21 protein-coding genes and 1 tRNA gene are annotated in these 25,842 nt (G+C 44.8%); 9 read left to right on the top strand and 13 right to left on the bottom strand.

Annotated elements, in window-relative coordinates; genetic code table 11:
• From C3B73_RS13870 to C3B73_RS13850, 5 genes are all read right to left on the bottom strand, one after another.
• The coding region (locus C3B73_RS13870) for a heavy metal translocating P-type ATPase (protein WP_232803245.1) at window positions 1–1,778 on the bottom strand (1,778 nt) is incomplete at its 3' end.
• Window positions 1,779–1,834: 56 nt separating this feature from the next.
• Window positions 1,835–3,559 (bottom strand): efflux RND transporter periplasmic adaptor subunit, encoded by a 1,725-nt coding sequence (locus C3B73_RS13865; protein ID WP_103666194.1) that lies wholly within the window; start codon window positions 3,557–3,559, stop codon window positions 1,835–1,837.
• A gap of 68 nt (window positions 3,560–3,627) precedes the next feature.
• Window positions 3,628–5,004, bottom strand: a complete 1,377-nt coding sequence (locus C3B73_RS13860; RefSeq protein WP_103666193.1) for a TolC family protein — start codon at window positions 5,002–5,004, stop codon at window positions 3,628–3,630.
• Window positions 5,001–8,759: an efflux RND transporter permease subunit gene (locus tag C3B73_RS13855; protein WP_103666192.1), complete on the bottom strand. Its 3,759-nt coding sequence runs from the start codon at window positions 8,757–8,759 to the stop codon at window positions 5,001–5,003. The genes C3B73_RS13860 and C3B73_RS13855 overlap by 4 nt, the downstream gene beginning before the upstream one ends.
• Window positions 8,760–8,969: 210 nt before the next feature.
• Window positions 8,970–9,359 (bottom strand): hypothetical protein, encoded by a 390-nt coding sequence (locus C3B73_RS13850; protein WP_157939526.1) that lies wholly within the window; start codon window positions 9,357–9,359, stop codon window positions 8,970–8,972.
• Window positions 9,360–9,690: 331 nt separating this feature from the next.
• On the opposite strand from C3B73_RS13850, the gene C3B73_RS13845 reads away from it, so the two are divergent.
• Window positions 9,691–10,806 (top strand): CynX/NimT family MFS transporter, encoded by a 1,116-nt coding sequence (locus tag C3B73_RS13845; protein WP_103666190.1) that lies wholly within the window; start codon window positions 9,691–9,693, stop codon window positions 10,804–10,806.
• Between the two features lie 43 nt (window positions 10,807–10,849).
• Here C3B73_RS13845 and C3B73_RS13840 read toward each other — a convergent pair whose 3' ends face one another.
• Window positions 10,850–11,146 (bottom strand): HigA family addiction module antitoxin, encoded by a 297-nt coding sequence (locus C3B73_RS13840; RefSeq protein ID WP_103666189.1) that lies wholly within the window; start codon window positions 11,144–11,146, stop codon window positions 10,850–10,852.
• Window positions 11,147–11,291: 145 nt separating this feature from the next.
• On the opposite strand from C3B73_RS13840, the gene C3B73_RS13835 reads away from it, so the two are divergent.
• The 3 genes from C3B73_RS13835 to C3B73_RS13825 all read left to right on the top strand — a co-directional run bounded on the left by C3B73_RS13835 (window position 11,292) and on the right by C3B73_RS13825 (window position 12,884).
• Window positions 11,292–11,657, top strand: coding sequence for a VOC family protein (locus tag C3B73_RS13835; protein ID WP_103666188.1), 366 nt, complete (start codon window positions 11,292–11,294; stop codon window positions 11,655–11,657).
• 139 nt (window positions 11,658–11,796) lie between these two features.
• Window positions 11,797–12,369 (top strand): AraC family transcriptional regulator, encoded by a 573-nt coding sequence (locus C3B73_RS13830; protein ID WP_198597367.1) that lies wholly within the window; start codon window positions 11,797–11,799, stop codon window positions 12,367–12,369.
• 53 nt (window positions 12,370–12,422) lie between these two features.
• Window positions 12,423–12,884 carry a methyltransferase family protein gene (locus C3B73_RS13825; protein ID WP_157939525.1) on the top strand — a complete coding sequence of 154 codons (462 nt, stop codon included), beginning with the start codon at window positions 12,423–12,425 and terminating at the stop codon, window positions 12,882–12,884.
• 9 nt (window positions 12,885–12,893) lie between these two features.
• Here C3B73_RS13825 and C3B73_RS13820 read toward each other — a convergent pair whose 3' ends face one another.
• The 5 genes from C3B73_RS13820 to C3B73_RS13800 all read right to left on the bottom strand — a co-directional run bounded on the left by C3B73_RS13820 (window position 12,894) and on the right by C3B73_RS13800 (window position 18,396).
• Complete coding sequence (locus tag C3B73_RS13820) at window positions 12,894–14,834, bottom strand: heavy metal translocating P-type ATPase (protein ID WP_103666186.1); 1,941 nt, start codon at window positions 14,832–14,834, stop codon at window positions 12,894–12,896.
• 274 nt (window positions 14,835–15,108) lie between these two features.
• On the bottom strand, window positions 15,109–15,924 hold the full coding sequence (locus tag C3B73_RS13815; RefSeq protein ID WP_103666185.1) for an NYN domain-containing protein: 816 nt from the start codon (window positions 15,922–15,924) through the stop codon (window positions 15,109–15,111).
• Window positions 15,925–16,068: 144 nt separating this feature from the next.
• Window positions 16,069–17,541, bottom strand: coding sequence for a lipopolysaccharide biosynthesis protein (locus C3B73_RS13810; protein ID WP_103666184.1), 1,473 nt, complete (start codon window positions 17,539–17,541; stop codon window positions 16,069–16,071).
• A gap of 28 nt (window positions 17,542–17,569) precedes the next feature.
• Window positions 17,570–18,001 carry a type II 3-dehydroquinate dehydratase gene (gene aroQ, locus C3B73_RS13805; protein WP_103666183.1) on the bottom strand — a complete coding sequence of 144 codons (432 nt, stop codon included), beginning with the start codon at window positions 17,999–18,001 and terminating at the stop codon, window positions 17,570–17,572.
• Entirely contained in the window at window positions 17,998–18,396 is a 399-nt protein-coding gene (locus C3B73_RS13800) for an HIT family protein (protein WP_103666182.1), read from the bottom strand. Before C3B73_RS13800 ends, aroQ begins: the two co-directional genes overlap by 4 nt.
• Window positions 18,397–18,455: 59 nt before the next feature.
• Between C3B73_RS13800 and C3B73_RS13795 the strand changes: the two genes are divergently transcribed.
• Together C3B73_RS13795 and C3B73_RS13790 are read left to right on the top strand one after the other, a co-directional pair.
• Window positions 18,456–18,956: a thioredoxin family protein gene (locus tag C3B73_RS13795; RefSeq protein WP_157939524.1), complete on the top strand. Its 501-nt coding sequence runs from the start codon at window positions 18,456–18,458 to the stop codon at window positions 18,954–18,956.
• Window positions 18,957–19,020: 64 nt separating this feature from the next.
• A tRNA-Lys gene (locus C3B73_RS13790) sits at window positions 19,021–19,093 on the top strand.
• Between the two features lie 96 nt (window positions 19,094–19,189).
• Here the strand turns inward: C3B73_RS13790 and C3B73_RS13785 are convergent.
• On the bottom strand, window positions 19,190–21,133 hold the full coding sequence (locus tag C3B73_RS13785) for a phospholipase D-like domain-containing protein (protein ID WP_103666180.1): 1,944 nt from the start codon (window positions 21,131–21,133) through the stop codon (window positions 19,190–19,192).
• Window positions 21,134–21,211: 78 nt separating this feature from the next.
• Here C3B73_RS13785 and C3B73_RS13780 point away from each other — a divergent pair, with 78 nt between their 5' ends.
• From C3B73_RS13780 to C3B73_RS13770, 3 genes are all read left to right on the top strand, one after another.
• A complete protein-coding gene (locus tag C3B73_RS13780; protein ID WP_103666179.1) occupies window positions 21,212–21,517 on the top strand; it encodes an FtsB family cell division protein in 306 nt (101 codons plus the stop codon).
• A 73-nt stretch (window positions 21,518–21,590) separates the two neighbouring features.
• Window positions 21,591–22,535: an ROK family protein gene (locus C3B73_RS13775; RefSeq protein WP_103666178.1), complete on the top strand. Its 945-nt coding sequence runs from the start codon at window positions 21,591–21,593 to the stop codon at window positions 22,533–22,535.
• A 75-nt stretch (window positions 22,536–22,610) separates the two neighbouring features.
• Entirely contained in the window at window positions 22,611–25,235 is a 2,625-nt protein-coding gene (locus C3B73_RS13770) for a putative LPS assembly protein LptD (RefSeq protein ID WP_103666211.1), read from the top strand.
• Here the strand turns inward: C3B73_RS13770 and C3B73_RS13765 are convergent.
• Window positions 25,232–25,837 carry a riboflavin synthase gene (locus C3B73_RS13765; RefSeq protein WP_103666177.1) on the bottom strand — a complete coding sequence of 202 codons (606 nt, stop codon included), beginning with the start codon at window positions 25,835–25,837 and terminating at the stop codon, window positions 25,232–25,234. The two genes, C3B73_RS13770 and C3B73_RS13765, sit on opposite strands and share 4 nt — an antisense overlap.
• Window positions 25,838–25,842 lie beyond the last annotated feature (5 nt).

Raw genomic sequence — 25,842 nt, 5'->3', positions numbered from 1 at the left:
TCGTTGACGCCGTCTCCGGTCATGGCCACAAGTTTTCCTTGCCCCTGAACCTCCTTCACCTTATCGGCTTTTTCATCCGGAAGTACTTCAGCAAACACCTGATCAATGCCTAGTTCTCCAGCTACATAATCGGCCGTTTGTTGATTATCGCCCGTCAGCATGATGCACTCAATACCCATCTTGTGCAGTGCATGAATCGCATTCTTAGACGACTCTCGAATTTGATCTCCCAAAGCAATGGCTCCGGTCAATTGATCTTCAATGATCACAAAAACGACCGTTTTTCCCTGGGATGATACTTTTTCAACTTCAGCTGTTGGGTATTCCATTTCCTGCTCCCGAACATATCCGGGGCTTACTACTTTCACTGACTTTCCATTTACCTTGCCTTCAATTCCCATTCCGGTAATGGAATTAAACTCATCCGGCTCCCAGGTTTCGCCGGCTTTTTCGAGGATTCCTTTTGCAAGTGGATGTTCAGAGTTTTTCTCCAGCGAAGCTGCATATTTAAGTATCTCTTCATCGGAGTGATCATCCCCAAAATTCAGAATATTGGTTACCGTAAAGGTTCCTTCGGTTAGCGTACCGGTTTTATCGAAGATAATGGAATCCAAGTTTCTTGCCTGCTCAAAAGCAGACCGATTACGTATAAGAAATCCATTGGTCGCAGCAATACTGGTTGAGCGGGAAACCACCAAAGGAATGGCCAGGCCCAAAGCGTGCGGACAAGTAATTACCATGACTGCTACGGTTCGGTTCATCGCAAAGTCAAAGCTTTGTCCCGTAAAAAAGATCCAGGCGCCAAAAGTAATAAGGCCGGCAGTGATGGCTACGATGGTCAGCCAGAAAGCTGCGCGGTTGGCCAGATCCTGCGTTTTGGATTTACTCTGCTGGGCTTCCTCTACCAGGTTCATCACCTGAGATAAGAATGAGTCATCTCCGGTTTTGGAAATTTCTATGGTGATGGAACCCTTTTCATTGACCGACCCACCGATCACTTCATCGCCATTGGCTTTATCCACCGGTTTGGATTCACCGGTCAGCATGGCTTCGTTTACACTCGATTCCCCTTTCACGACCACGCCATCAGCAGGAACTTTCTCTCCCGGTTTGATGAGGACCTTATCACCTTGTTGTAATTCTTCCACAGGAACATCTTCGGTGGAGCCATCTTCTTTCACGCGATGGGCCTCACCCGGCAATAACTCTGCCAATTCTTCCAATGCCGAAGATGCACTCATGACGGAACGCATTTCGATCCAATGTCCCAATAGCATAATGCCAACCAAAGTAGATAGCTCCCAATACAGCAGGTCACCTTCAAAACCAAAAACCACGGCGGTACTGTAGAGATAGGCTATGGAGATCGCCAGCCCGATGAGGGTCATCATACCCGGCTGCTTTTTCTTGAGTTCATCTGCCAACCCCGTGAGGAACGGCCATCCCCCAAAGAAATAGACGACCGTTGAAAGTGCGGCGAGTATCCATTTATCAGCCGTAAACCTCCAATCTACGCACAGGAAGTCCTGTATCATCGGCGATAAGGCCATAATGGGAATCGTCAGCCCAAGCACCCACCAAAAACGAAATTTAAAGTCCTGCACCATCTGTTTGTGATGCTCGTGGTGGGAGTGTTCCTCATGGCCTTCGTGGTCATGATCATGGTGTGAATTCATACCGGATTCGTCTGACTGCTTAGTATCTTTCTCAGAATCGTGTTGAGCCTGAGAACGGTCTGACGGGTGATTTTCTCTATGATCGTGTTGGTGCTGACTCATGTTTAACTCCTTCTATTTTAATATTATAAAGGTTTTAAGGCTTGTATGATTCAAAGTTATTCATTGGAGTTGCTTTGCTCTGTGTTCATCTCTTCCACCGTTTCTCCACAATTGTGCATCTGAGAACCGTAAAATGGGTTTTCAATATCCTCTTTATCACTGATCCATGAACTTCCGCCATCATACATAGGGCAGTATTGTTTGAAAAGAGTTCCTTCATAACCTTCATCTTCGATCCGACTGATGAGTGTCTCAGAAATTGCTTTAAATTCAGCTCTTAATTCTTCAATTCCACTAAATGAATCCATTGAAAACATCTTGATATGTTCTTTGGCTGATCCAAAATCATCGTTCGCCAAGGCTTCCCGAAGTTTCAGGTATTCAGGAATCAATTCTTCCAGATCATTCTGCATTTGATGGCCGGAGTGATCCACATTTGTTGCACCAGAGGACTCTTTCCTTTCAGCACTTTCAATATCCATATCCATATCACCATGATCATGTGCCCCGAGATTGACTCCGGATCCGGGTTGAGGATTCATCATACTGAGTTTATCACTAAGCTGAGCCGCCGCATCTACTTTAAAAGTGCCATTGGTTACTACACTCTCACCGGGTTCCAATCCGGATTCAATAATGTATTCATTGCCGGCTTTTTTACCCAAAATAACCTCCCGTGCCTCGAAGGCTGGTGTTTCACCAATGGATACATCCACAAATACTATAGAACGAGAACCTGTCCATAATACAGCACTCCGGGGTATGAGTATCTGTTGCCCATCATCAGTTTGTGAAGAGATAATACCTTCGGCAAACATTCCCGGTTTCATCCTGTTCTGCGGGTTGTTTGCGGTGATACGGACTTCAACCGTTCTGGATCGTTCACTCAAAAAAGGCTGAATAAAATTCACGGTGCCGGTGTAAGTCTGCCCGGGTACAGAACTAACGGTAAATTCAACCTTGTCTCCTTTATTCAGGTTACTGACTGATGATTCATAGGCTTCAAATTCGATCCAAACTTGAGAAAGGTCAGCAATACGATACAGCATGGAGCCTTCATTAATATGATCTTCCCGTGAAATATCTATTTGGGATACGTATCCTGAAACGGGGGAAAAGAAATCAAGTTCTTCCATCACTTCTCCTGACCTTTCGATCTGATCAATGGTCGCTTCGGGAAACTCCCACAGCATGAGCTTGCGGCGGGCAGACTCATATAACCGGGGGTTTTGTTCTTTAAAGCGTGCAGTTTCAAGAAGCTCACGCTGAGCGGTGATCAATTCAGGAGAATAGATAGAAGCCAGTTTTTGCCCTTTGCGAACGTAATCACCGGTGTAATCCACATACAGCTCACGAACGCGACCCGGAAAATGAGCAGTCACATTAGAAACCAGGTTTTGATTTTCCGCAACTTTACCGGGCAAACGTGTTTCTAGTACCGGTGTTCCTGTTCTGACCGGTGTGGTTTCGATCTCAGCCAACGCCAGTGCAGCTTTTGAAAATTGAATGGCATGAGGTCCAGGTGATTCCGACTTATCACTGTTTAGATCATCTGCCGGGATCAAATCCATTCCACAAATAGGGCAATTTCCCGGTTCACTCTCCCTGACTTGAGGATGCATACTGCAGGTGTAAACCACATTGCCTTCTTCATCAGTATGAGTTTCAGATATGTGCTCTCCTAAGGTTTGTGGTTCTGAAGTTCCTCCAAAAATGAGGTAACCAAAAAGTAGTCCACCCAACAGAAGACCGGTGTATATAAGTATGTTTTTCGTTTTCATGGTATTGAGTTTTGGGTAGTGAGTATCGGGTATTGAGTCTCTCACGACTCAATACTCAAATCTCACTACTAATTATTTAGATTGAAATTGTTTTTTCCGGTTAGGTAATCGATATATGCCGCCGCTTTATGTTGTGCCGTTCTGGACTGAATGCGTTTAAGTTGATAATTCAACTGTTTGCGCTGCATACGAAGTATCTCCTCGAATTCGGAACTATCTGAAGCATAGGCGTCCATCAATATGTTGATGGCTTGGGTTATGCGTTGAATTTGTTTTTCGTTGTAGAGATTAAATCTACGGTTGGCATCTTTAAAATCACGCAGTGAGGCATCCAATTCTGTTTCCAGAGAATTTTCACGAGCCGAAATCTGAAATTGCAGATCCTGAATGTTTTGATCGGCCTGTTGCACCCGAGCGTTATTCTTTTTAGCAAAAATGGGGACCCTGAATCCTGCCATAACCATCAGGGCGTCCTCGCCACTGTTTGTCACATTTGGCATGTCGGTCTCTCCTGTAAAAATGTAATCTACTCCCAGTTTAATACTCGGCCTATTCTGTTTTTTAGCCAGTATTTTGGTTTCCTGAGAGGAGGCTTCCCGATATCTAAGGCGATTAAGCTGAGGGTTTTGTTGACGAATCTGAGTCAGAAGAACATGCCGGGGGTTGATATTGCTGTCAGGCAATGTATCCGGGAAAGTGATCATCATATTCCTATTCCGGTTCAGGAGTTCATTCATTTTTTGAAGCAATACTTCCCGGTTATCTTTCAGGAGGTCAATTTGTATGTTAAGGTCTTCTTCTTCAATTTGAGCACGTAAAACATCAACCTGTGTGGCTCGGTCTGTCTCGTATCGTGCAAGACTCAACTCAACCAGTGAATTTAAAATGGCTTGATTTTCCTCGGCAATCCGAATACTCTCCTGCATTTCATAAAGCTCCCAAAAGGTCTGCTCTACCTGCAAAAAAAGACGATTTCGACTTTCCTGAAAAGACTCAAATGCAGCTTTGGCCCGTAACTCAGACGCTGTTCTCTGATCCTTTAGCGAGCCAAACCAAGGCAGCATTTGGGAGATGGAAATACGCCCTTGTTGTGGGCCCACTCTCGTTTCAATGGGTTTTATGAAATACGAAAATGAAACTTCAGGATCAGGAAGAGTGCCAATAATAGGGCTTTCTTCCAATGCCGATAAGTACTGCTGGTATTTCGCTTTCAACTGCGGGTTATTTTCAGCGGCTTCTTGTTGATATTGGGTGATCGTTTGGGCGTATGCCGTGTAAGACAGCAGGGATAGTAACACCATCGTTACTAACCGCATTGAGCGCAAAGATCTCACAAAGTTCGCGGAGGACTCATGCTCGTCCTGCTCGTTCCGAACATCTCGTTTGGAATGCATACCAGAACCTCCGGTTCCAAAAGATGTAATAAAATGACTTAATACTTTCATGATAGGTCTGTTTTCATTTTAAATTCTTTCCACATGTAATACAGCACAGGGATCACCAATAATGTGATGACCTGCAAAAGCATGCCGCCTACACTTGGGATGGCCATAGGCACCATGATATCCGAACCACGCCCTGTAGAGGTTAGTACCGGTAATAGCGCCAGAATTGTTGTGGCTGTTGTCATCAGGGTTGGGCGAATTCGCCTTGTACTGGCCTCGATAACTATTTCCCGTAATTCTTTAGATGTTTTCGGTTTTTTACGGTCAAACAATTGATCAAGATAGGTTGCCATCACCACGCCACCATCTGCGGCAATGCCAAACAGGGCGATAAAGCCGACCCACACGGCAACACTCAAATTCACGGTCCCCATTTGAAACAGATCCCGAAGATTTTGACCAAACAGATCAAAATTCAGAAACCATCCCTGACCGTACAGCCAAACAAGTAAAAATCCCCCCGCCCAGGCAACAAATATGCTGCTGAAGATCATGGCAGTAGTACTTACCGAACGGAATTGGAAATACATAATCAGAAATATGATAACCAGTGCTATTGGCAGAATAATGCCCAATCGTTTTTCAGCCCGGACCTGATTCTCGTAGTTTCCGGCAAATTCAAAATTGATACCGGCCGGAATGACCAGGTCACCGCTATCTACACTCTCCTGAATGGTTTGGCGGGCATTTTCTACCACTTCGACTTCGGCGTAGCCATCTATCTTGTCGAAAATGACGTACCCAACAAGAAAAGTATCTTCACTTTTTATAGCCTGTGGACCCTGACGGTACTTGATCTCAGCGAGCTGTGAAAGGGGAACCTGTACGTTTGTTTTTGTTGGAACCAACAGGTCACCCAGGGCTTCCGGATTATCCCTCAGCTCACGGGCAAATCGAACGCGGATCGGGTAACGCTCACGGCCTTCAACTGAGGTTGAGACAGCCATACCTCCCACACCCATCGACATGAACCGCTGAACATCCTGAACAGATAAACCATAGCGAGCCAATTGGTCGCGGTTCCAGTGTACTTCCAGGTAAGGTTTACCAACAATTCGTTCAGCAAAAACGGATGAGGTTTTCACACCTTCAGCTTTCTTCAGCACTTCTTCTAACTGTAAGCCAAAGTCTTCGATCTCTCGCAGATCACTTCCTTTTACTTTCACTCCCATAGGTGCTCGCATGCCGGATTGTAGCATGACCAACCGTGTTTCTATAGGCTGAAGTTTAGGTGCTGAGGTCGTGCCGGGAATTCGTGCAGCGGCTACAATTTCTTCCCAGATGTCATCCGGTGATTGGATGTGATCACGCCATTGGCGAAAATACTTGCCGTTTTCATCCGGAATCAGGTCCCCTTGGTCATCTCTAACAAACTCTCCTGATTTACCAACTCTGAAACGAACTCGTCGTCCGTTCTCATCGGTTTTATATTCTGATTTATAGAGTATGACGTTTTCAAACATGGATATGGGAGCGGGATCCAATGCCGATTCTGCCCGACCCATTTTGCCAACGACCATTTCAACTTCAGGGATGGCATTAACGGAAAGGTCAATTTTACGCATCACATCTTCTGCCTCTTCCACTCCGGCATGAGGCATGGTGGTTGGCATTAAAAGGAAGGCGCCTTCATCCAGTGCAGGCATGAATTCCTCGCCCAATCCCGGGAAGGTTTCAGAAGCTGAAGTCCAGGCCGACGTATCACGGATATCAACCCCTACTACATCGAAGCTTTTGGCTACAAAGCCGAACGTGGTGGCAAAACCGAGCCAAATCATAACACCAAAAATGAGGAAAGTGGAGGGGATGGCAAGAAAGGTTTTTCTATGATCCAGGCACCAACGTATTATCGGTTGATAATATCTGATGATCAGCCAAAAGGCAGCGAGGATCAGTGCGATCACCATCACAATAAAGAATAGATTCCCGGCAAATGAGACCGATGGTCCAAAGGGCATCCAGTATTCGGTCAGTAGCCAGGTAACTACAACTACAGCCAGTATGTTGTTCAATAATGGTATCCGTTGTTGATAATTTTCACCGAAAAAGAAACCGGCTCCATTGATTACCCCAAAACCCAGGATCAAAAAGCCTCCCCAGCCTGAAACAGTGAAAATGGTTAGCAGCCCACCGATCACCAATAATCCGTTCCAGCTAAGTTTTAATTTCCGATTGTTGATTTTCAGCCCAAAAAACCAATGAGCAAAAGGTGGGATCAGTGTAATCGTGATAATGATGGATGCGATCAGCGCAAAGGTTTTGGTATAAGCCAGTGGTTTAAAGAGTTTACCCTCGGCAGCAATCATGGTAAAAACAGGTAGAAAACTGACTATCGTAGTGGTGATCGCTGTCAATACGGCACCGGCAACCTCGACCGTGGCGTTGTAAATAACCTCTAAAAGGGATTCATTTTCGCCCATTTCCTCCATGTGCCTGAGCATATTCTCAGAAAGAATAACGCCCATGTCCACAATGGTGCCGATGGCAATGGCTATACCTGAAAGGGCTACGATATTGGCATCAACGCCAAAGTACTTCATGGCAATGAAGGTCATGAGTACGGCAATGGGCAGCATGGCTGAGATAAGGACTGAAGTTCGCAGGTTCATGACCATTATGACGATCACAATGATGGTGATCAGTATCTGAAGGGTCAGAGCCTCTTCCAGCGTACCTAATGTTTCTGATATGAGAGTAGAACGATCATAAAAAGGCACAATGGTAACCTTAGATTCCCTGCCGTCATCAAGGATCTTTGAAGGCAAGCCGGCTGAGATCTCATCGATCTGTGCTTTTACGTTATCGATCACCTGTTGGGGATTTGCTCCCTGTCGCGCTACGACAACACCACCCACGGCTTCTGCTCCGGCTTTATCCAATGCACCCCGGCGCGGCGCGGGTCCCATACTGACGAAAGCCACATCCTGAATACGGATGGGCGTATTATCCACCACCTTAACTACGGCTGATTCCAGATCTTCAAGGTCTTTGACATAACCAATGCCTCGCACCAGGTATTCCACATTGTTCATTTCAATGGTGCGGGCACCGGTCTCAGCATTGGCTTTCCGTACGGCATCGATGACCTGTGAAAGAGTGACCTCATAGGTTTTTAGTTTGTTAGGATCGATATCGACCTGGTACTCTTTCACATACCCCCCGATGGAAGCCACTTCAGCCACGCCTTGCGCACCTGATAGCCCATATTTCACATAAAAATCCTGAATGGATCGAAGCTCCTGAGGGTCCCATCCTCCTGCGGGGTCACCATTTTGATCCCTGCCTTCAAGTGTATACCAAAATATTTGTCCCAATCCGGTGGCATCAGGGCCAAGAGCGGGTTTTGCAGCGTCAGGCAAAGTGCCTGCCGGAAGTGAGTTCAGTTTTTCAAGGATTCGGGAGCGACTCCAGTAGTAATCCACATCTTCTTCAAAAATGATATAAATGATGGAAAGACCGGTCATCGAATTACTTCGCACGGTTTTGATACCCGGTACCGTTAACAACTGAGTGGTTAGAGGATAGGTGACCTGGTCTTCTATATCCTGAGGGGATTGTCCTTCCCAGTCAGTGTAAACGATTTGTTGGTTCTCCCCAAGGTTGGGAATGGCATCTACAGGAACACGATCGCGCGGCAGGAAGTCTAAATTCCAGTTAAATGGCGCAACGGCAAGCCCCCAGCCTACCATGACCAGTAATAGAAGCACGGCCACGAGTTTGTTTTCCAGGAAAAACCGGATGGTTTTGTTTAGCATGGTTTCGTTTTTGGTGTATTCGTTAATCGTTATTAGGGCTCTATGGATACTCGTTCCGAACCACCGGTTCGGAATGCATAGCGGAACCGCCGGTTCCAAAGCGCTAGATATGAGCTTGGTTCCCCTTAGCAAAAAGAGAGAACACTTCAATGTTCAATCACAGGGAGGAGAGTCAGAGAAAAAGCAGCCGACTCAAAGGCACACCAATCCCTATTTCAGAAAAGTCTCGTTAAGGAGATAGATGGGAGGCGGTGAATAGGCATCCGAAACCGGAAGTTGAAAAGCATTGGTTTCGGGTTCGTGTGTGTGAAATTCAGCCAGGATCTGAACAACCAGTAAAGCCGGAACTTTCACCTTTAATTGTGTCTGTGCTTCTGTTTTGACCGGGGCTTCCTCTACCGAACAAGCGCAGGCAAAACCAAGGTCATGAAGATCGTGATGCTTCCCATCAGTTTCTTGATGATTAGATACACCGTCGTTCATAGGACAGTCTTCAGCATGCTCACTCATTGGCAGATGCATGTCCTGCATCTCATCACAGACATCATCCGACATGGCATGGAGCCCGGAAGGAACTGAGACCCCGATCAAGATACTCAAGCTGAGCACCGAGGCGATCAAACGATATGTGGCAGAAATTCTCACGGACCTAAATTAGTCAAGGGAGCAGTGAAATCAAAGCAAGTAGGAAAGGTTGTCAGGATCTGATAAATGTTTGTTGGGATTTGATAAGGGAATATTAAAGATCGAATAGCATAACATGAACAAGCCTATCAATGCAAGTGATTTCCTAATAACTATGTGAACTCCGTATATTAAACGCAGTAAAGTTTCTTAAAAATCATCTATTCAAACAAGAGGTCCTTCCATTAGCCCAACTGCCAAAAAACGCTACATCCTGATTCTCGGTATCATCTTTATTGCACTTTCCATGCGTTCCCCGTTATCGGGGGTTGGTCCGCTAACGGAATCCATTCAGAATGCACTGGGGTTATCGTATAGCATGATCGGGTTGATCACCACCTTGCCCCTCATCTGCTTTGCCATACTTTCGGGCTTCACGCTGTATTTTACCCAACGATTTGGGTTGGAAGTCACCCTTGGAGCCGCTTTATTTATTCTAACCATAGGTGTATTGGGTCGGTCATTCGCCAATATACCGGCGCTATATCTCGGTACATTATTTTTGGGGATCGGTATAGCCGTGATGAACGTACTGATGCCTTCTATCGTGAAGAGGGACTTTCCGGAACGATCCGGATTTATGACGAGCTTATATTCCGGGGTGATGGGCATCGGGGCAACCCTGGGTGCCGGAATAAGTGTGCCACTTGCACAGGCTACTAACTGGCAATTTTCGATGGGTAGCTGGGCGGCTTTCTCGATGATCGGATTACTTTTTTGGATCCCTCAGCTCAAGAACAGAACCAAACCTAAGAATCCCATTCATATTGGATTGGCGATCAAGAAACTTGGGTCTTCACCGATCGCCTGGCAAATAGCGCTGTTTATGGGGTTGCAATCCCTGATTTTTTACGCGGTGTTGGCCTGGTTACCGGAGATCCTGATCGACCGGGGCATGACGCCAACAAAGGCAGGGTTGGTGCTATCTGTTTCACAGGGAGCCGGAATTTTAGGTTCACTGATCATTCCTTCCATTGCCGGTCGGTTTTCAGATCAGCGTAAGATCGTTTGCGTGACCGGAGCTATGGAGATCATAGGAATGACCGGGATCCTTTTATCTGATACTTTTATGATATCAACTTGGGCTGCAGTCTTAGGTTTTGGGTTAGGTGGAAACTTTAGTCTGGCCTTGCTATTCATGGTATTACGAGCTGATTCAGCTGAACTGACCACCGGGTTGTCAGGCATGGCTCAAAGTGTAGGTTATTTTATTGCAGCTTTTGGCCCCGTTCTGTTTGGGTTCGTACATGATCTGACCAACAGCTGGAATATTCCGTTATATAGCATGTTGGTTATAGCCGGCCTTCAGTTATTATTTGGATTGGGAGCGGCTAAAGACCGGGTGATATCTACCAATACATAGTGGTTATTTAAGATAGAACCGGTTATTCAGCCCGGGAAGCTGTTTAGATCTTCTCAATGCTATTGATCACTTCATCTGAGATCTCATTTCGGGCTTGATCAAGATCATAATGAGCTTGCAGCCCCAGCCACATTTCAGCACTGGTGCCCAGGGCAATGGAAAATCGTATCGCCGTGTCTCCCGTAACAGAACGCCTTCCCCTGATGATCTCATTCACACGATTAGGTGAGACCGAAATGCACCGTGCAAACTCTCGTTGACTGATATTTTGGGGTTCCAGGTATTCACTCAAAAGGATCTTTCCGGGGTGTATGGATTTGACTTTTTTATCTTCTTTCATGATATGAAACCATATAGTTGTAATTAATATATATAAATGTACTGTATATCGGTACACATAACAAATTTGGATAATAAATAGCTCTACAGTCTAATTGTTCTATAATTATCTGTTAGCTACATTGGAGGTAACTAATGGAGGTGTTATGTCACATCATGAAAAGATCGATTATGTAGAATTCGCATCCAGAGATTTAGAGTCAACTAAGGATTTCTTTAAAAAAGCATTTGGATGGAAGTTCAATGACTATGGGTCTGAGTACTGTGATTTCACAAATGAAGGAATCAACGGCGGATTTTATAAGTCTGAAAAAGTATCCAATTCTGAATCGGGGGGTGCGCTGGTCATTTTTTATAGTAAAGACCTGAAAGCCACTCAAAATAAAATAAAGGAATCCGGTGGTAGTATCGTGAAGGAAACCTATGCTTTTCCGGGTGGAGAGCGATTTCATTTTAAAGAGCCCGGCGGAAATGAATTTGCCGTGTGGTCTGATGTTGGAATAATGGAATAGTTTTTCTGCAGTAAGGACGTGTAGCGATACGCCCTTATGTCAAAAAACCCTTGATCATCATAAGACAAATCTTTTTCCAAATTCTGTAAGGCATAAAGGCTACAAATGTAGTTCCTTTAACTTCTGATTATATTAGCCTATGGAAAAAATGACGCTGCATATTAAAAACATGGTATGTGACCGCTGCGAGATGGTCATTGAAACCGCATTGAAAGCACTTGGCCTACAGGTTGATCATGTTCAGCTTGGAAAGGCCGAAGTTACCCGTACCGGAGATAAACCCACCCTTCATGAAATTGAAAAAGAGCTGGAGCGCTTTAATTTTGGATTGATCAGGGATGAGGAATCCGTGCTGGTGGAAAAAGTCAAGACGACCCTGATCCAATGGGTTGATTCCGGGGACCTGGAAACAGATGATACCTCACTATCCGATCACCTGGCCAAAAAACTGGCAAAAAGTTATGCTACGATATCCCGGGTCTTTTCCAGAAAGGAAGAGATAACGATTGAAAAATACTTTATCCGTTTAAAAATTGAGAAGGCCAAGGAATTGGTGGATTACGGAAATCTGAGTTTTAGCGAGGTAGCCTATCAGTTGGGATATAAGAACTTGCAGCACCTATCCCGTCAGTTCAAGCAGATCACAGGTATGAGCATGAGTGAGTACCAAAAACTACAGGATTCTGACCGTAAATCTCTCGATAAGATCTGAAAGTATTAAAAATCCATTTTGAGATGAAGGCCTGATATCAAACTGTTATGCCCATGACAACACTCCAACTAAAGATCCCGCCAGCCGTCGTATTTGTTATATGTGTGGTGTTTATGTGGCTGATCAAAGGATTTTTACCGGATTACTCAATGCATGTTACAGGCCAGAAGTGGGTTGTGTATGGATGTTTTACGATTGGTGTGATCGTAGGATTAGTAGGTGTGGCCCAATTTGCGCAAAAGAGTACCACAGTAAATCCTCACAGGCCTGAGAATACAAGCAGTTTAGTTATGGGTGGAATATATGCCATCAGTCGAAACCCAATGTATCTCGCCCTTCTGATCTGTTTATTGGCCATCGCATTATATTGGGGAAATATTTTTAGCCTACTCATAATACCGGTGTTTATACTGTATATGAATGAGTATCAGATCAAGCCGGAAGAGGAAATGATGGAGCAGAAATTTGGACAGAAATATTTGGACTATAAAAAAGAGGTTCGGCGCTGGCTTTGAAGCTATAAATCAGCAACAAACTTCGCAGCAACTTTCCGGTTCGTTGTTAATTTCCGGATCTGAGTTTTTACTTCCAAAGAATGAGGCAAGGGTAAATGAGTCATCTGAGAACTTTTGCTGAACTCTGATCGCATTGGCAATGGCTATAAGGGCAACGCCAACATCAGCAAAGATAGCCTCCCACATCGTCGCCAATCCCACCGTTGCAAGGGCCATCACTAATACTTTAATGCCTAAAGCAAAACCAATATTCTGCCAAACGATCTTGTGCGTAAATTTAGCTATACGGATGGCTTGAGGGATCTTTGAAGGCTGATCGGTTTGAATGACCACATCCGCCGTTTCAATGGCTGCATCTGAACCGATACCGCCCATTGCGATACCCACATCTGCCAAGGTGATCACCGGGGCATCATTCAGCCCGTCACCAACAAAGCCAATAACCTGACCTGAGTGCAATGCCTCATTAACTTTTTCGTATTTACCGTCTGGTAGTAACCCTCCATAGAATTGTTTGATACTCAACTGCTTAGCAACAGATTCCGTTGTTTCTTCGTTATCACCTGAAAGCATGATCAGGTTATTGATTCCCAGTTCTTTAAGTTCATTCAGGGCTTGAATGGCATCGGATTTTATTTTGTCGGAGATCAAAATAGTACCTACATGATCACCGTCTGCAGCCACATAGACGAAGGCTGATGGACCTTCATTGTCTATTTCAGATATGGCAACATTATTCTCTTCAAGAAATTTTCGATTACCAACAAGAATTTCCTTTTGATCGGTGATCCCTTTAAGTCCTCTTCCGGGAGTCTCCAGAATATCTCTGGCACCGGGGATATCCTGCCCCTCAACAAATTGCATAATGGCTTTTGCTACAGGGTGTGAGGAGTGTTGTTCCAGTGAGGCCGCCATCGTTAAGATTTCAGTAGCATTATATCCGTTCCTGGGATGTATCTCCTGCACTTCGAAAACCCCCTCAGTCATTGTCCCGGTTTTATCAAAGAACAAGGTATTCATTTTTCGTAGTTGGTCAAGATAATCAGAGCCCTTAAGGAGAATCCCATTCCGGGATGCAGCACCTATACCACCAAAATATCCAAGGGGAATAGAGATCACCAATCCACAAGGACAGGAGACAACCAGGAAGATCAATGCCCTGTAAAACCAATCCTCAAATACATAAGGGTTTGTAAACAGCCAGGGAAGAAAAGTAAGTGCCACCGCTAACCAAACAACGATAGGCGTATACACTTTTGCGAAACGGGTCATAAAGCGCTGAGTGGGTGCTTTTCGCTGCGATGCCTCCTGAACCATATTAAGTATATCTGCCAGGCGGGAGTCTTCATAATGTTTGATCACTTTTATGCGAACGGGTATCATGCCATTCACTGAGCCGGCCCAGATTTCTTCCCCGGATGTGCGAGTCATCGGTTTCGACTCTCCCGTTAAGGCGGCGGTGTTAAAAGAGGCTCTATCCGTAATTAGTTCACCATCAAGAGGGACTTTGGCTCCGGGTTTTACATGAATGACCTCTCCAGGTTCAACTTCAGATGGGTGAATTTCTATGGTGTTACCGTTACGTTCTACTGTAGCAACATCAGGTTGCTGGTTGATAAGCGATTCAATGGAGTGCCGAGCCTTACGAACCGCATTTCCCTGCGCATACTCCCCGATCATATAAAATAACATCACGGCCACACCTTCCGCATATTCACCAAGAGCAAAAGCGCCTACCGTAGCAATGCCCATGAGCAGGAACTCACTGAATATGGTACCATTTTGAATAGATCTAAAGGCTTTGATCCAAACGGGCCCTCCCACAAATACATAGGAAATTAGGTATACATATTCAGCACCGGATAAATCAGTCCAAAATTGTACGGCTAAAGCCAGTGTCAAAAAAACAGCAGACCAAAATACTTCGTAATATTTTTTTATGAAATTCATGAACTAAAAGGTATCTAGCCCCGTGTGAGACTAAACAGATTCTTCAATTTATTAGGATTTGCACCGGTCGTTATCGTTCTGCTGGAATTAGTCTTCAGGATGTATCGAAATTATCCGGTGTTAATGGTCTAAGTAAAAATACACATTAAGATAACAAGAGTTGGAGAGGCGGTATTGCACAATTGTGATTTATTTGTGCAATTTGCTGTAATTGTTCAACCAGGGAGTATAGATAGCCTTTATTTTTTTGAATAAGCAGCGAAGGCAGTCTGAACTATGGTGCGCTCACCAATACAATATTTTCTGCGATCAGGCCCTTGTCATTCTCCGTGACATCAAATTCAAAGATCAGTTCCCGACTGGGCAGATAGGATGTGTCGAAATCTTCTTCAAATTGTGAAATGTGGGCAAATACGGTTTTATAAGGTGAGCTGGAATCCCGGGAATCGGTGATCCATAAGCAGTCTTCCTTACGGGTCAGAAAACGCAGGAATCCGTAGCCTTCGTCCTGCGTGAAATCATAACAAACTCCGCGAACCCTGGAGCCATTTTCACCCCAGTCGTAAGGGGAGTCTACAGGAAGTAATCCCGGGATCAGGTAGCCGGAAACGGAAGAATCTACCGACTTTTTCAGGGAGGATGATACATTATCGAAACCGACAAGTTCTACTCTGCACCCTTTATTCTGTAAGGCATTCACTACACTCACATAACTGCCGCTGCTGCTTAACAAAACGATCTTGTCGAGATGCTCAGCCTGTACCAGCATATCCACAGCCATATCCATATCAATGGAGGATTTGGTGATCTTTTCACCGGTTTCATGGTTGGTGTAGGTGTGAACCGGTTTTTCGATGACCTTATACTCATAATCTCTGAGGACATCACAGAATCGCTGGGTCTTGAGTCTGTAATCGCGATCTTCTTTAAGGCGATCACTGTCGTAGCAAAGATAAACATTGAGTCTGGAGGCGACCGCTCCGTTTCGGCAGGCAAACATTCTTAAAATGTCGTAGCGCAGGCCATATCCTCCATTCATGGTTACATTTACTGCATCAACATAAATACCGACTCGCTCTTTCGTATTCATTTAAATAATCCCTTCACATTGAATTTTTAAAAATAGTATCAGAAGTATGACCGAAGCATTATAACCTCAACGCTACCAATCCATTAACTTAAATTTTAAGCATAGAATCAACCCTTTTAATGTTAAAGTGTATCTGTCTCGGGATTACGCAATTTTCCTGCTATTTAGTAAAGCAACATAGGACAACCCGGCTACCAACAGAACCCCTGCAGATAGAAGAAGAATGGATGAGATCAGGTCAGTGACCCCGAATTGTAACAGATAGGGTTTGATGAGATACAAACCTGCGGAAATGATCATGACTCCAAAACCATACAGTAGTTTATAAGGGACCTTAAAAGCTTTGGTTGAGTAATAGTAGATTACCATCGCCATGGTGAAATAGCTGAGCAAAGTGGCTGAAGCGGCACCCATCATACCAAAATATGGGATCAGGATCAGGTTTGTGACGATCGTAATACCGGCCCCGATCAACGTGATCTGTGGCAGCCGCTTGGTCGTTTCACTGATAAAGATGCCGGCAGAGAAGTTGACATACCATCCCTGAAACCAATAGGCCATCAATAGTATAGGAACGATGGTCAGTCCACTCCAGAATTTTTCATCGACCAGGTAAAAATCCAGTATCGGGACTTTAAGGGATACGATCTGCTCAGCAAACAAGGCGACAAACAGAAATATAAGAGCTGCGGCAGAGTTGAAGAATATGAAGGTTTGTGAAAATGTCTTAGGAGCCGATTGCTCATCCGATTGTCGCATGAAGAAAGGCTGCCAGGCCATCCTGAACATTTGAACCAGCAAAAGCATGAAGACCGCCAGCTTGTAACAGGCACTGTAGATCCCAACGATATCATCCGGGGTTTGCTCCGCTCCGTAAAGACGTTCTACCGTTGAGGGATCCATGGATTTCAGGAAAAATCGATCCATCAATTCGTTGATCACATGACCAAAGCCGGCAGGTACAAATGGCAACCCGAAGATCAGGGCTTTCTTTAAAAGAGCTGTATCCCATTTACCGGTAAACATCGGAAGTGTGATGAGCCAGGTTGCAAGGGCGGTCAGCAGGGATGCCACCAGGTTACTGATAAACACGGCCTCTATACCATAACCCAATCCAAGTATCAGGTAGAAATTCAACCCGAGGTTCACGATCACATTCCCCGTTTTGATAACCGCAAAAGAGATGGATCTGCGAACCAACCTAAGTTCAGCAAATGGCACAATGGCAATGGTATCGAAAAGTAAGATACCAAGCATCATCCAGTAAATAGGATCACCACTTTCCAGTCCAATGATCGGTGAGATAACCGGTTGCAAGCCCCAGATGATGAGTACAAATAGCCCGGATGAGCCTAAAAGAAACAGCTGAAGGGTCTTGAAAATGCTTTTGGCGTCATCACGGTCTTTGCCGTACCGGATGTAAGCCGATTCCATTCCCAGGGTGAAAAGCACATTAAACAAAGCAATGGCTGCAAAGATAAGGCTTATGATCCCGTATTGGTCTTCTGCGAAAACACCGGTATGAAGTGGAACCAACAGGTACCCGATGAATCGCGCAAGTACGCTGCTTATTCCATAGATCAGCGTATCTGAAAAAAGCTCTTTTAACTTGGTCAATTCAACAGGGTTTAAGTAAGTGAGGTATCTAAGCTTGTATTAATCGTTCGATGGCTTCAACTCCGAGAGCGTAGCTATGTTTCCCAAATCCGGTAATGATACCATTCATGACAGCCCCGGTAACCGATCGATCGCGAAAGGCCTCTCTTCCGTGGATATTGGAGAGATGAACCTCAACCTTCGGAATACTTATAGCGTCTAAGGCATCCCTCAGGGCTACTGAAGTATGCGAATATCCACCGGGATTAATGATCAATGCATCAGTGTCATCTTTCATAGCCTCCTGAATGCAATTGATAAGCTCTCCCTCTATGTTACTTTGGTAGAAGTTGAACGAGTGATCAGGATACTGTTCCCGAAGCTCAGCATGAATATCCAGCAAAGTTTCTTTACCGTACACCTCAGGGTCGCGCGTACCCAGTAAATTTAAATTTGGTCCGTTGATGATCAATATGTTCATAGTTCTACATTTTTGCTGATCCTTCTCGCCAGATTCAGCATTTCAGTATCTCCCAATTCCACTTTTTTACCCAGACTAAAATCCTGAGATTCTTTAAAAATCGGGATCAGATGGATGTGGGCATGAGGCACAAGCATACCTTCCACGATCACCCCGGTACGAATGGGTTGAAGGGTTTTGTCGATGGCATGAGCTACTTTTTGGGAAAACCTGGTGAGTTCGGCAAGGTCGTCTGCATCCATATCAAACAGATAATCGATCTCTTTTTTAGGAATACAAAGGGTGTGACCTTTTGCAGCGGGATTGATATCCAGGAAGGCGTAGTGCCGGTCATCTTCGGCGATCTTATAACTCGGAATTTCTCTTTCTATGATCTTACTGAAAATAGTTGCCATAATTCTTAATCAAAGCTGTTAATTTGAAAGAAGATACTATCCAAAAAACAGAAATCCTTATGAACTCTGCAAGAGTCTTGTGTTTTATTTTGATGACAGGATGGCTGAGCGTATCAGATTCAATGGCTGTGGGGCAGCCCCAGAATAACCTGGTAGGTGAGGTCAGTGTTGAGCAAATTTTAGATCACAACAGGATCTTCAGGATCTACACAGAAAGATATGAGCCTGATGAAGAAGCCCTGCAGTTTTTAAAACGAGTGGAGGGTGATATTTCCTTACGGGTATTTTTTGGCAGCTGGTGCAGGGAATCAACCAAGTACCTGCCGGGATTGGTGAAAACGCTAAATGTTGTGAATAACAATGAGATCAAGGCGACCTACATGGGTGTGGATGCTCAAAAAAAATTTCCGGATAGATTTTTAAAACTGTTTGATATCAAATATATTCCGACCGTTGTGGTTTTAAAGAACGGAATTGAAGTTGGCAGGATCGTAGAAAAACCACAGCAACCAATTGAAACCGAGCTGGTTCAGATATTGAAAAGGCTGCAAGAAAATTGAGAAAAAATTCAATTTTTCCTTGTACTCTAATTTATAAATGCCTTATCTTTGGAATCTGAATTGAGAATCGGTAGCTCAGTTGGTAGAGCAACGGCCTTTTAAGCCGTGGGTCGAGGGTTCGAGCCCCTCCCGATTCACTTTTTTTCTGAAGACTTTCATAATGACTCTCTCTTGACCAGCCCCATACGATTGATCTCGGATGGGGTTTTTTTTAGCATTTCTTTTCAGGTCAGTTAGTCGATAGTAACAATTGGCCGTAGCCGCTGCAGAGTTTTTGGCCCAATTCCCCGAATGTTTGTGATCTCATCGATGCTGTTAAATCCCCCATGTTCCTCACGATAATCAATAATGCGGCTCGCATAAGCCGGTCCTATTCCGGGAAGTAGTTGAAGGGTGGCTGAATCTGCGGTATTGAGGTTTACAGGAAACACCACATTAAGTGGATTTCCGGTATCAAGCTCCTGAGCTCTTAATACTTTCGTGCCGATCTTATCCGGTGCTCTCCATAAGCCGAGTTCATTATCTTTTGCACGATTCTCGTATTCATTAAAGGCACGGGCAGAATCGGTGTGTTGCCGGTAATACACACTGGTTGTACCATACCCTTTTTCAAGCAAAAGCTTGTTCAGGCTAACAGGACCATCTTCGTGTTCCATTTCAACATAGGCCTGAAATGTATTGTAACGGGAATCCGGAACGCCTCCATCATATCCTTTTATCCGAACCTTCCTTCCTTCGAGAATAGTCTGAAGGTAATCTGCTGCAGCACCTGAATAGAATCTTGCTGAATCACCATCGGCGTATATGGAGGGAACATCTACTCCTAAAAAGCGGACGCCATAGCCAAAACCCGGTACCACCTCGATCTCAAAACGACTTCCGTCGGTAATGGAATAGATATCATACCATTGTTCAGGATCGATCTCCGGAGCCGGAGGATGAGTGGTGCCCTGAGCCCGGCTGATCACCCCCATCAGATCCTGATGAAATTGGTTGGTGATCTCATCCGAAAAAATGATCAGGGTGTTTTCATCGTTGTTCATTTCAGCGTTTGATGAGAAATTATATGAACCGGCAACGGCAACTCCCACATCTGTTGAATCAGGGTGTTCGGTATCTAAGAGAATGATCTTGTGATGTAATTTCCTCGTTTCCTGGGCGGGTAAGATCAGGCGGTTTCCCATTCTTGCTTCAGGACTTCCCCAGATATCTCCTGTACTTTCGTAGCGACTGTAAAAACTGCGGTCTATCACACCGCGCAATTGTATGTGTCCATCAGCGGTTTGCTCCCAGATCTGCTCACTGATAGGAATGCCGGGCGTGATGGCAAAAGCCTGAAAGTTGATGTCATGTTGAGCCTCATTCCTGATGAGATCCACGAGCCTGTCACTCACACTCGGCTTGGTCCGGTCTCGATTGATGGGTGCGAAATAGACTTCTACACTTGTACCACCCACATCAAATACATTCTGGCTTACATTCTCTTTGTCCTTATGAAATCGAGCTTTTTCCGGGTCTGGAATATCCCCGCTTCCACCCCACATCTGCTCAAATTCTTCAGTATAGACAGTAGCAATATCAGCGTCTTTGATGACGATTGTATGGTTAGTGTTATAAGCTCCGGTGTAGGTCAGGTTGGTTGAACCGGACCACACGTAGTCGTCATGGGGTGAATCAGACAAATGATCGATCACAGCAAATTTGTTGTGCATGTCTGCCCCGTCATTTACCAGATCATGATCGATGATGGATCCATCGGAATCATAAATATCACCATCGTCGTCAATGGAAACGATATCCGCATCTTCAAGAATTTCCCAGATCATTTGATCGAGCTCGCCGCCATCGGTGCGGTTATGGTTGTCGGTTACCACGCGCACTCTAACCCCTCTTTGTTTGGCTCGTGCCAATGCATAGGCAATGCGTGGATGCTCGAGATCATAGATATTCAGATCTACACTGGTGGAGGCCGAATCAATGAGAGCTTCCAGGGTTCCGATCAGGTCCCAGTCATCATGACTTTCATTACCCGGAAAGGCCACAGAATGGTCGGAAGGCATATTGAAATACACTTTGATCCATTCATCGCTATCAGGTTGTGAAAAAACCGTCTGTGTATGCAGGGAAAGGATGAGGGTCATCCCCAAACTGAGTATTGCAAATGCAGATCTAATCATGACAGGTTTATCGGCAGATTGTACTTAATTGGCAAATTAATGTATTTTAGCGGCATCAAATAATCTACAGGCTAATTTATGAACCTACAATTTTTTAATCCGCTCAGGTGGAAGAAATCTTTTCTGGTAATATTACTTACCGCATTTGTAGTGGCATGGTTTACTTTTATAGATACCTACAGCCTTAAAACCCGTTGGGATCTTTATACTCAGAAAGAAGAATTGAAGGAGAGAACAGAAGATCTTAACAACCGATCTGAAGAACTCAAGGTGAAGATCGACCGATTGAACGAAGATCCGGCTCTGCTTGAAAAAATTGCCCGTGAAGAATACGGGATGCGAAAACCGGGCGAAACGGTCTATAAAGTAAAACGAGAGAATTAAGGCTTCGGCTTGGTTCGTGATTACCTGCCTGTTATCTTCACCTGAACAATTTTTGATCCATAAATCTGATTAAATGAAAGCTATTGGTGTAGATCTCGGCGGTACCAATATTAAAGCGGCCGTTGTTGACAAGGAAACAGGGATTATAGAACAGGTTACAACTCCCACACAGGCAAATCTTGGAAGGGACCACCTGCTGGACCGGATCGCAGATACAGTCAGAGATCTGATCAAAAAGAATGAGATCATTGGAATGGGCATGGGGATGCCTGGGATGGTTTCCAAGGATCAAACCACGGTCAATAATCCACCTAATTTACCGGGCTGGGGCTCCGTAAATGCCGCCAAAGAAATGGAAGACCGCCTTAACATTCCTTGTAAGATAGAGAATGATGCAAATATTGCGGCTCTGGGATCTTTACACTTTGGTGTGGGCAGCAAATACGACAGTTTTATTATGATCACCCTTGGAACAGGAGTTGGCGGTGGCATCATCTATGAACGTCAGCTTTTTAAGGGAACCATGGGTATGGCCGGTGAACTGGGGCATGTGATCATCGATTATCATGGACCTCTCTCAAACAGTGTAACGCGTGGAACCGTGGAAGCCTATCTTGGTCAGAGATTCCTGAGCCGCTATGCCTCAGACCTGATCTCACAGAATACCTCAAACCCGTTGTACAAAAAGTTTTCAAAAGACTTTAGTCAGCTTGAACCCGTTGACTTAACGAATGCAGCCAAAGAAGGTAACGAGCTTGCCATTGAGATCCTTGCTAAAAGCGGGCAGCGACTCGGATATGCGATCATAAACTATGTGCATATGATGGATATCCGAAAGTTTGTGGTAAGTGGAGGTGTATCCAAAGCGGGTGAATATCTGTTTGAGCCGGCCAAAGAGATCGTTAGAAAACATATGATGGAGCCACTCAAGGAAGGATTTGAGCTCACTTATGAAGACCTTGGAAACGACAGTGCCTTACTGGGTGCGGCCGGATTGGCTTTCGATTCTTTTTCTTAATTGTAATTATGTATGATCCACGCCACTAAAACACATATGGGCAAGTACCTTTTTCTGTTTTGTCTGTTAGTGTTGATGGCGACACCCGCAAAAGCCCAGCAATCAGATTCGACTGCGGTCAGGCAGGATACAACTCTACAGCAGAATCAATCAGAACCACCCGGTGGTTCTGTAATTTCTAATGTTCCGGATAATGCGGTAAGGTTCCAGTCCAGTGATTCGCTAGTGATCGATTTTAAAGGGGGTAAAAAAGCTTTTCTGTTCGGTTCAGCTAACGTAAAGCATTCAGCCGGTGAACTGAAGGCCGGTGAGATCAACATGGATATTGATAACACCACGGTTGAAGCTAGAACACTGACTCCGGAAGATACACTCTCGCGTCCGGTGCTTGTACGGGAGTCGGATGAGATAAAAAGCACCCGCATTTTGTTCAACTATAAGACCCAGAAGGGGAAATTTGAAGCGGCACAGGTGAAGGTATCTGAAGGTCACCTGATCGGTTCAAAAATAAAGAATGTGAACGAAAGCGAGGTGTTTATTGAGGATGGGATCTATTCTACCTGTCCACCCGAATATATGTACTACTACCTAAAGGCCAAGAAAATGAAGGTGGTTGATGAAGACGAGCTGTTCTTTAGCAATGCACAACTGTACATCCTGGATATTCCCTATCCGATCATTTTTCCGTTCGGTTATGTGCCAACGGACCTTGAAAAACAGCGTTCCGGTTTACTTACGCCAACCTATGCGTTTCAGGATCAAAACGACCGTGGGTTGGGGTTACAAAATGTAGGTTGGTTTCAGTATTTCAATGATCACCTGACCGGTCAGGTTGATGGTGATATTTATACCTCCGGATCCTTCTACCTGAACGGGCTGATGCAATATCGCAGAACCGATCAGTACAATGGGTCGATCAGGCTGGGTTATTCAAATGACCGTGGTATGGAACCAACGGATCCCGATTTTTCCGAAACCATACAAAGATCCGTATCGGTTCAGCATAGCCAAACCATTTCTCCTTATGCAAGCTTATCAGCGAATGTGAACCTGAGAACCGCCGATTTCAACCGTAGAAACTCCTATGATATTGATGACCGGGCTGAAGTAAACTCAAATTCGAAAATATCATACAATTATCGTCACCCTGAAAACCTCTATAGTTTCAGTACGAATGCCCAGCTTGTTCAGAACTTTACGAACTACTCAACCCGGGTGAGCGGTCCTTCGGCCAATTTCAGGTTAAAGAATATCTCACCTTTTCAGAATAACAGTGGTGGCGGAGATCAGGATTGGTATGAAACCATTAGCCTGAGCTACAGCAATAACCTGAGGTCGCAATTCAATTTTGATCCTATTGATGCAGATAGTTCCGATATAACTTTTTTCGAGGCGTTAACAGACAAGGATAAATACGAGGAAGCGACAGGTAATGACCGCTATATACAGGCCGGGTTACAGCATCAGGCGGGAATTCAGGTTGGGCAGATCATACCAAGTCAGTTTTTAAATATTTCTACGGGCATCAACTACACAGAAAACTGGTACCCATCATCCATTCGAAAGAGCTTTAATGCGGACTCAAATCGTGTTGAAACGGAGAAAGTTTATGGATTTACGGCTTCCAGGGAATTCAGTACAAATCTCAATTTTGGAACCACATTTTATGGGGTTTCAGATATGAAGCTTGGTAATTTTCAGGGTTTAAGACATACGGTAAGGCCTTCACTTAGCTTCAGTTATCGGCCGGATTTCAGTGCCGAACGCTGGGGATATTACAAGACCGTTCAAACGGATTCGCTTGGCGCAACTCAGGAATATTCGATCTTTGAGGATGCCGTTTTTGGAGGTCCGGGAAGAGGGGAATCCCGCTCACTTAATTTCTCCCTGCAAAATGTGTTCGAAACAAAGCGGGTGAAACGTGATAGTACCGGAGAGGTGAGCGAAAAGAACATTCGGTTCATAGATAACCTGTCGTTAAACACTTCTTATAATTTTGCGGCCGACAGCCTGAACCTAAGTGACCTGAGAACCCGGATCAGCTCCAGTGCCATAAACGGGTTGAATTTAAGTGCTACGGCTAACTTTTCATTCTATCAGTTTGATTCCACCGGAAGAGAATTGGATCGTTTCTTTATTGAGGACAGTAAAAAGTTAGCTCAACTCAGGTCATTTTCGTTAAACGCGAGCACTTCTTTCAGAGGCGGGGATGGGGTTCAGGTTTACACACCCGAGTATCGCCGGCGATACGACCCCTTCGATCAATCTACTTTTCATCCGATCGATACAAGGTTTGGTTACGAACCGGTTCCCCCCTTGAACTCGCCATGGAGTGTATCACTGAACTTCAGTTACAGCTGGACCTATCGCTTTAATGATGAACCGACCAAAAGAGCGACGCTGCGCGCATCCAGTATCTCATTCAATTTAACCCCAAAATGGAGATTCAATACAGATGTTGGATACGATTTTGTAGGGAAAGAATTCACGCCTTCGCAGTTTTCTCTTAACCGTGATCTGGAGTGCTGGAACCTGTCATTTCAGATCAATCCGTTTGGGGAGTTCAAGTATTACTTCTTCAGGTTGAGTGTGAACAGTTCACAGATACAGAGTTTGTTCCAGAAGTTACCGGTTCTAAAGAACCTGGAAAGAAGCTCAAGTCCATCCGGAGCCCGAGGCAGAGGATACGGCGGTTTTTAAAGGGAGTCGCGGCCGATATTTGCCAGGTATTTGACCACATACTTACCGATCACGTCAAATTCCAGATTCACCGGATCACCCACCTTTTTGTCTTTCAGGTTCGTGTGTTCCCAGGTGTAGGGAATGATGGCCACAACAAAGGTATTGGCGGATTCCCGGGCAACGGTCAGGCTAATGCCTTCCAGGGTTATGCTACCGCGGCCAACGATCATATTCTCAAATTCCTCCGGGAATTCAATGGTAAGCAACCATCCGGTTTCTTCCTTCTCAATATCTGTGATCTCACCGGTGGTATCAACATGGCCCTGCACCAGGTGGCCTTCAATGCCTTTCTGTAAAGTAAGCGAACGTTCCAGATTAACCGGATCATCATTTTTGAGGGAACCTATGGATGTTTTGCGAAGGGTTTCTTCCACACTTTGAACGGTAAAGGTATTTTCATCAAAAGCGACCACGGTATGGCAGGCACCGTTGATTGAGATGCTTTCATCCTCATGGCATGTATGAGCAAAAGAACATGAAATTTTCATTTCCTGACCACCACCGTTCAAAGATCTGATCTCGTTAACTGATCCTACTTCCTGTACAATTCCTGTAAACATAATTC

The organism is Gracilimonas amylolytica (assembly GCF_002911695.1).
In the GTDB taxonomy this organism is placed as follows: domain Bacteria; phylum Bacteroidota; class Rhodothermia; order Balneolales; family Balneolaceae; genus Gracilimonas; species Gracilimonas amylolytica.
Note: the sequence above shows the minus strand (reverse complement) of the source record. Positions and strands in the feature narration are given on the sequence as shown.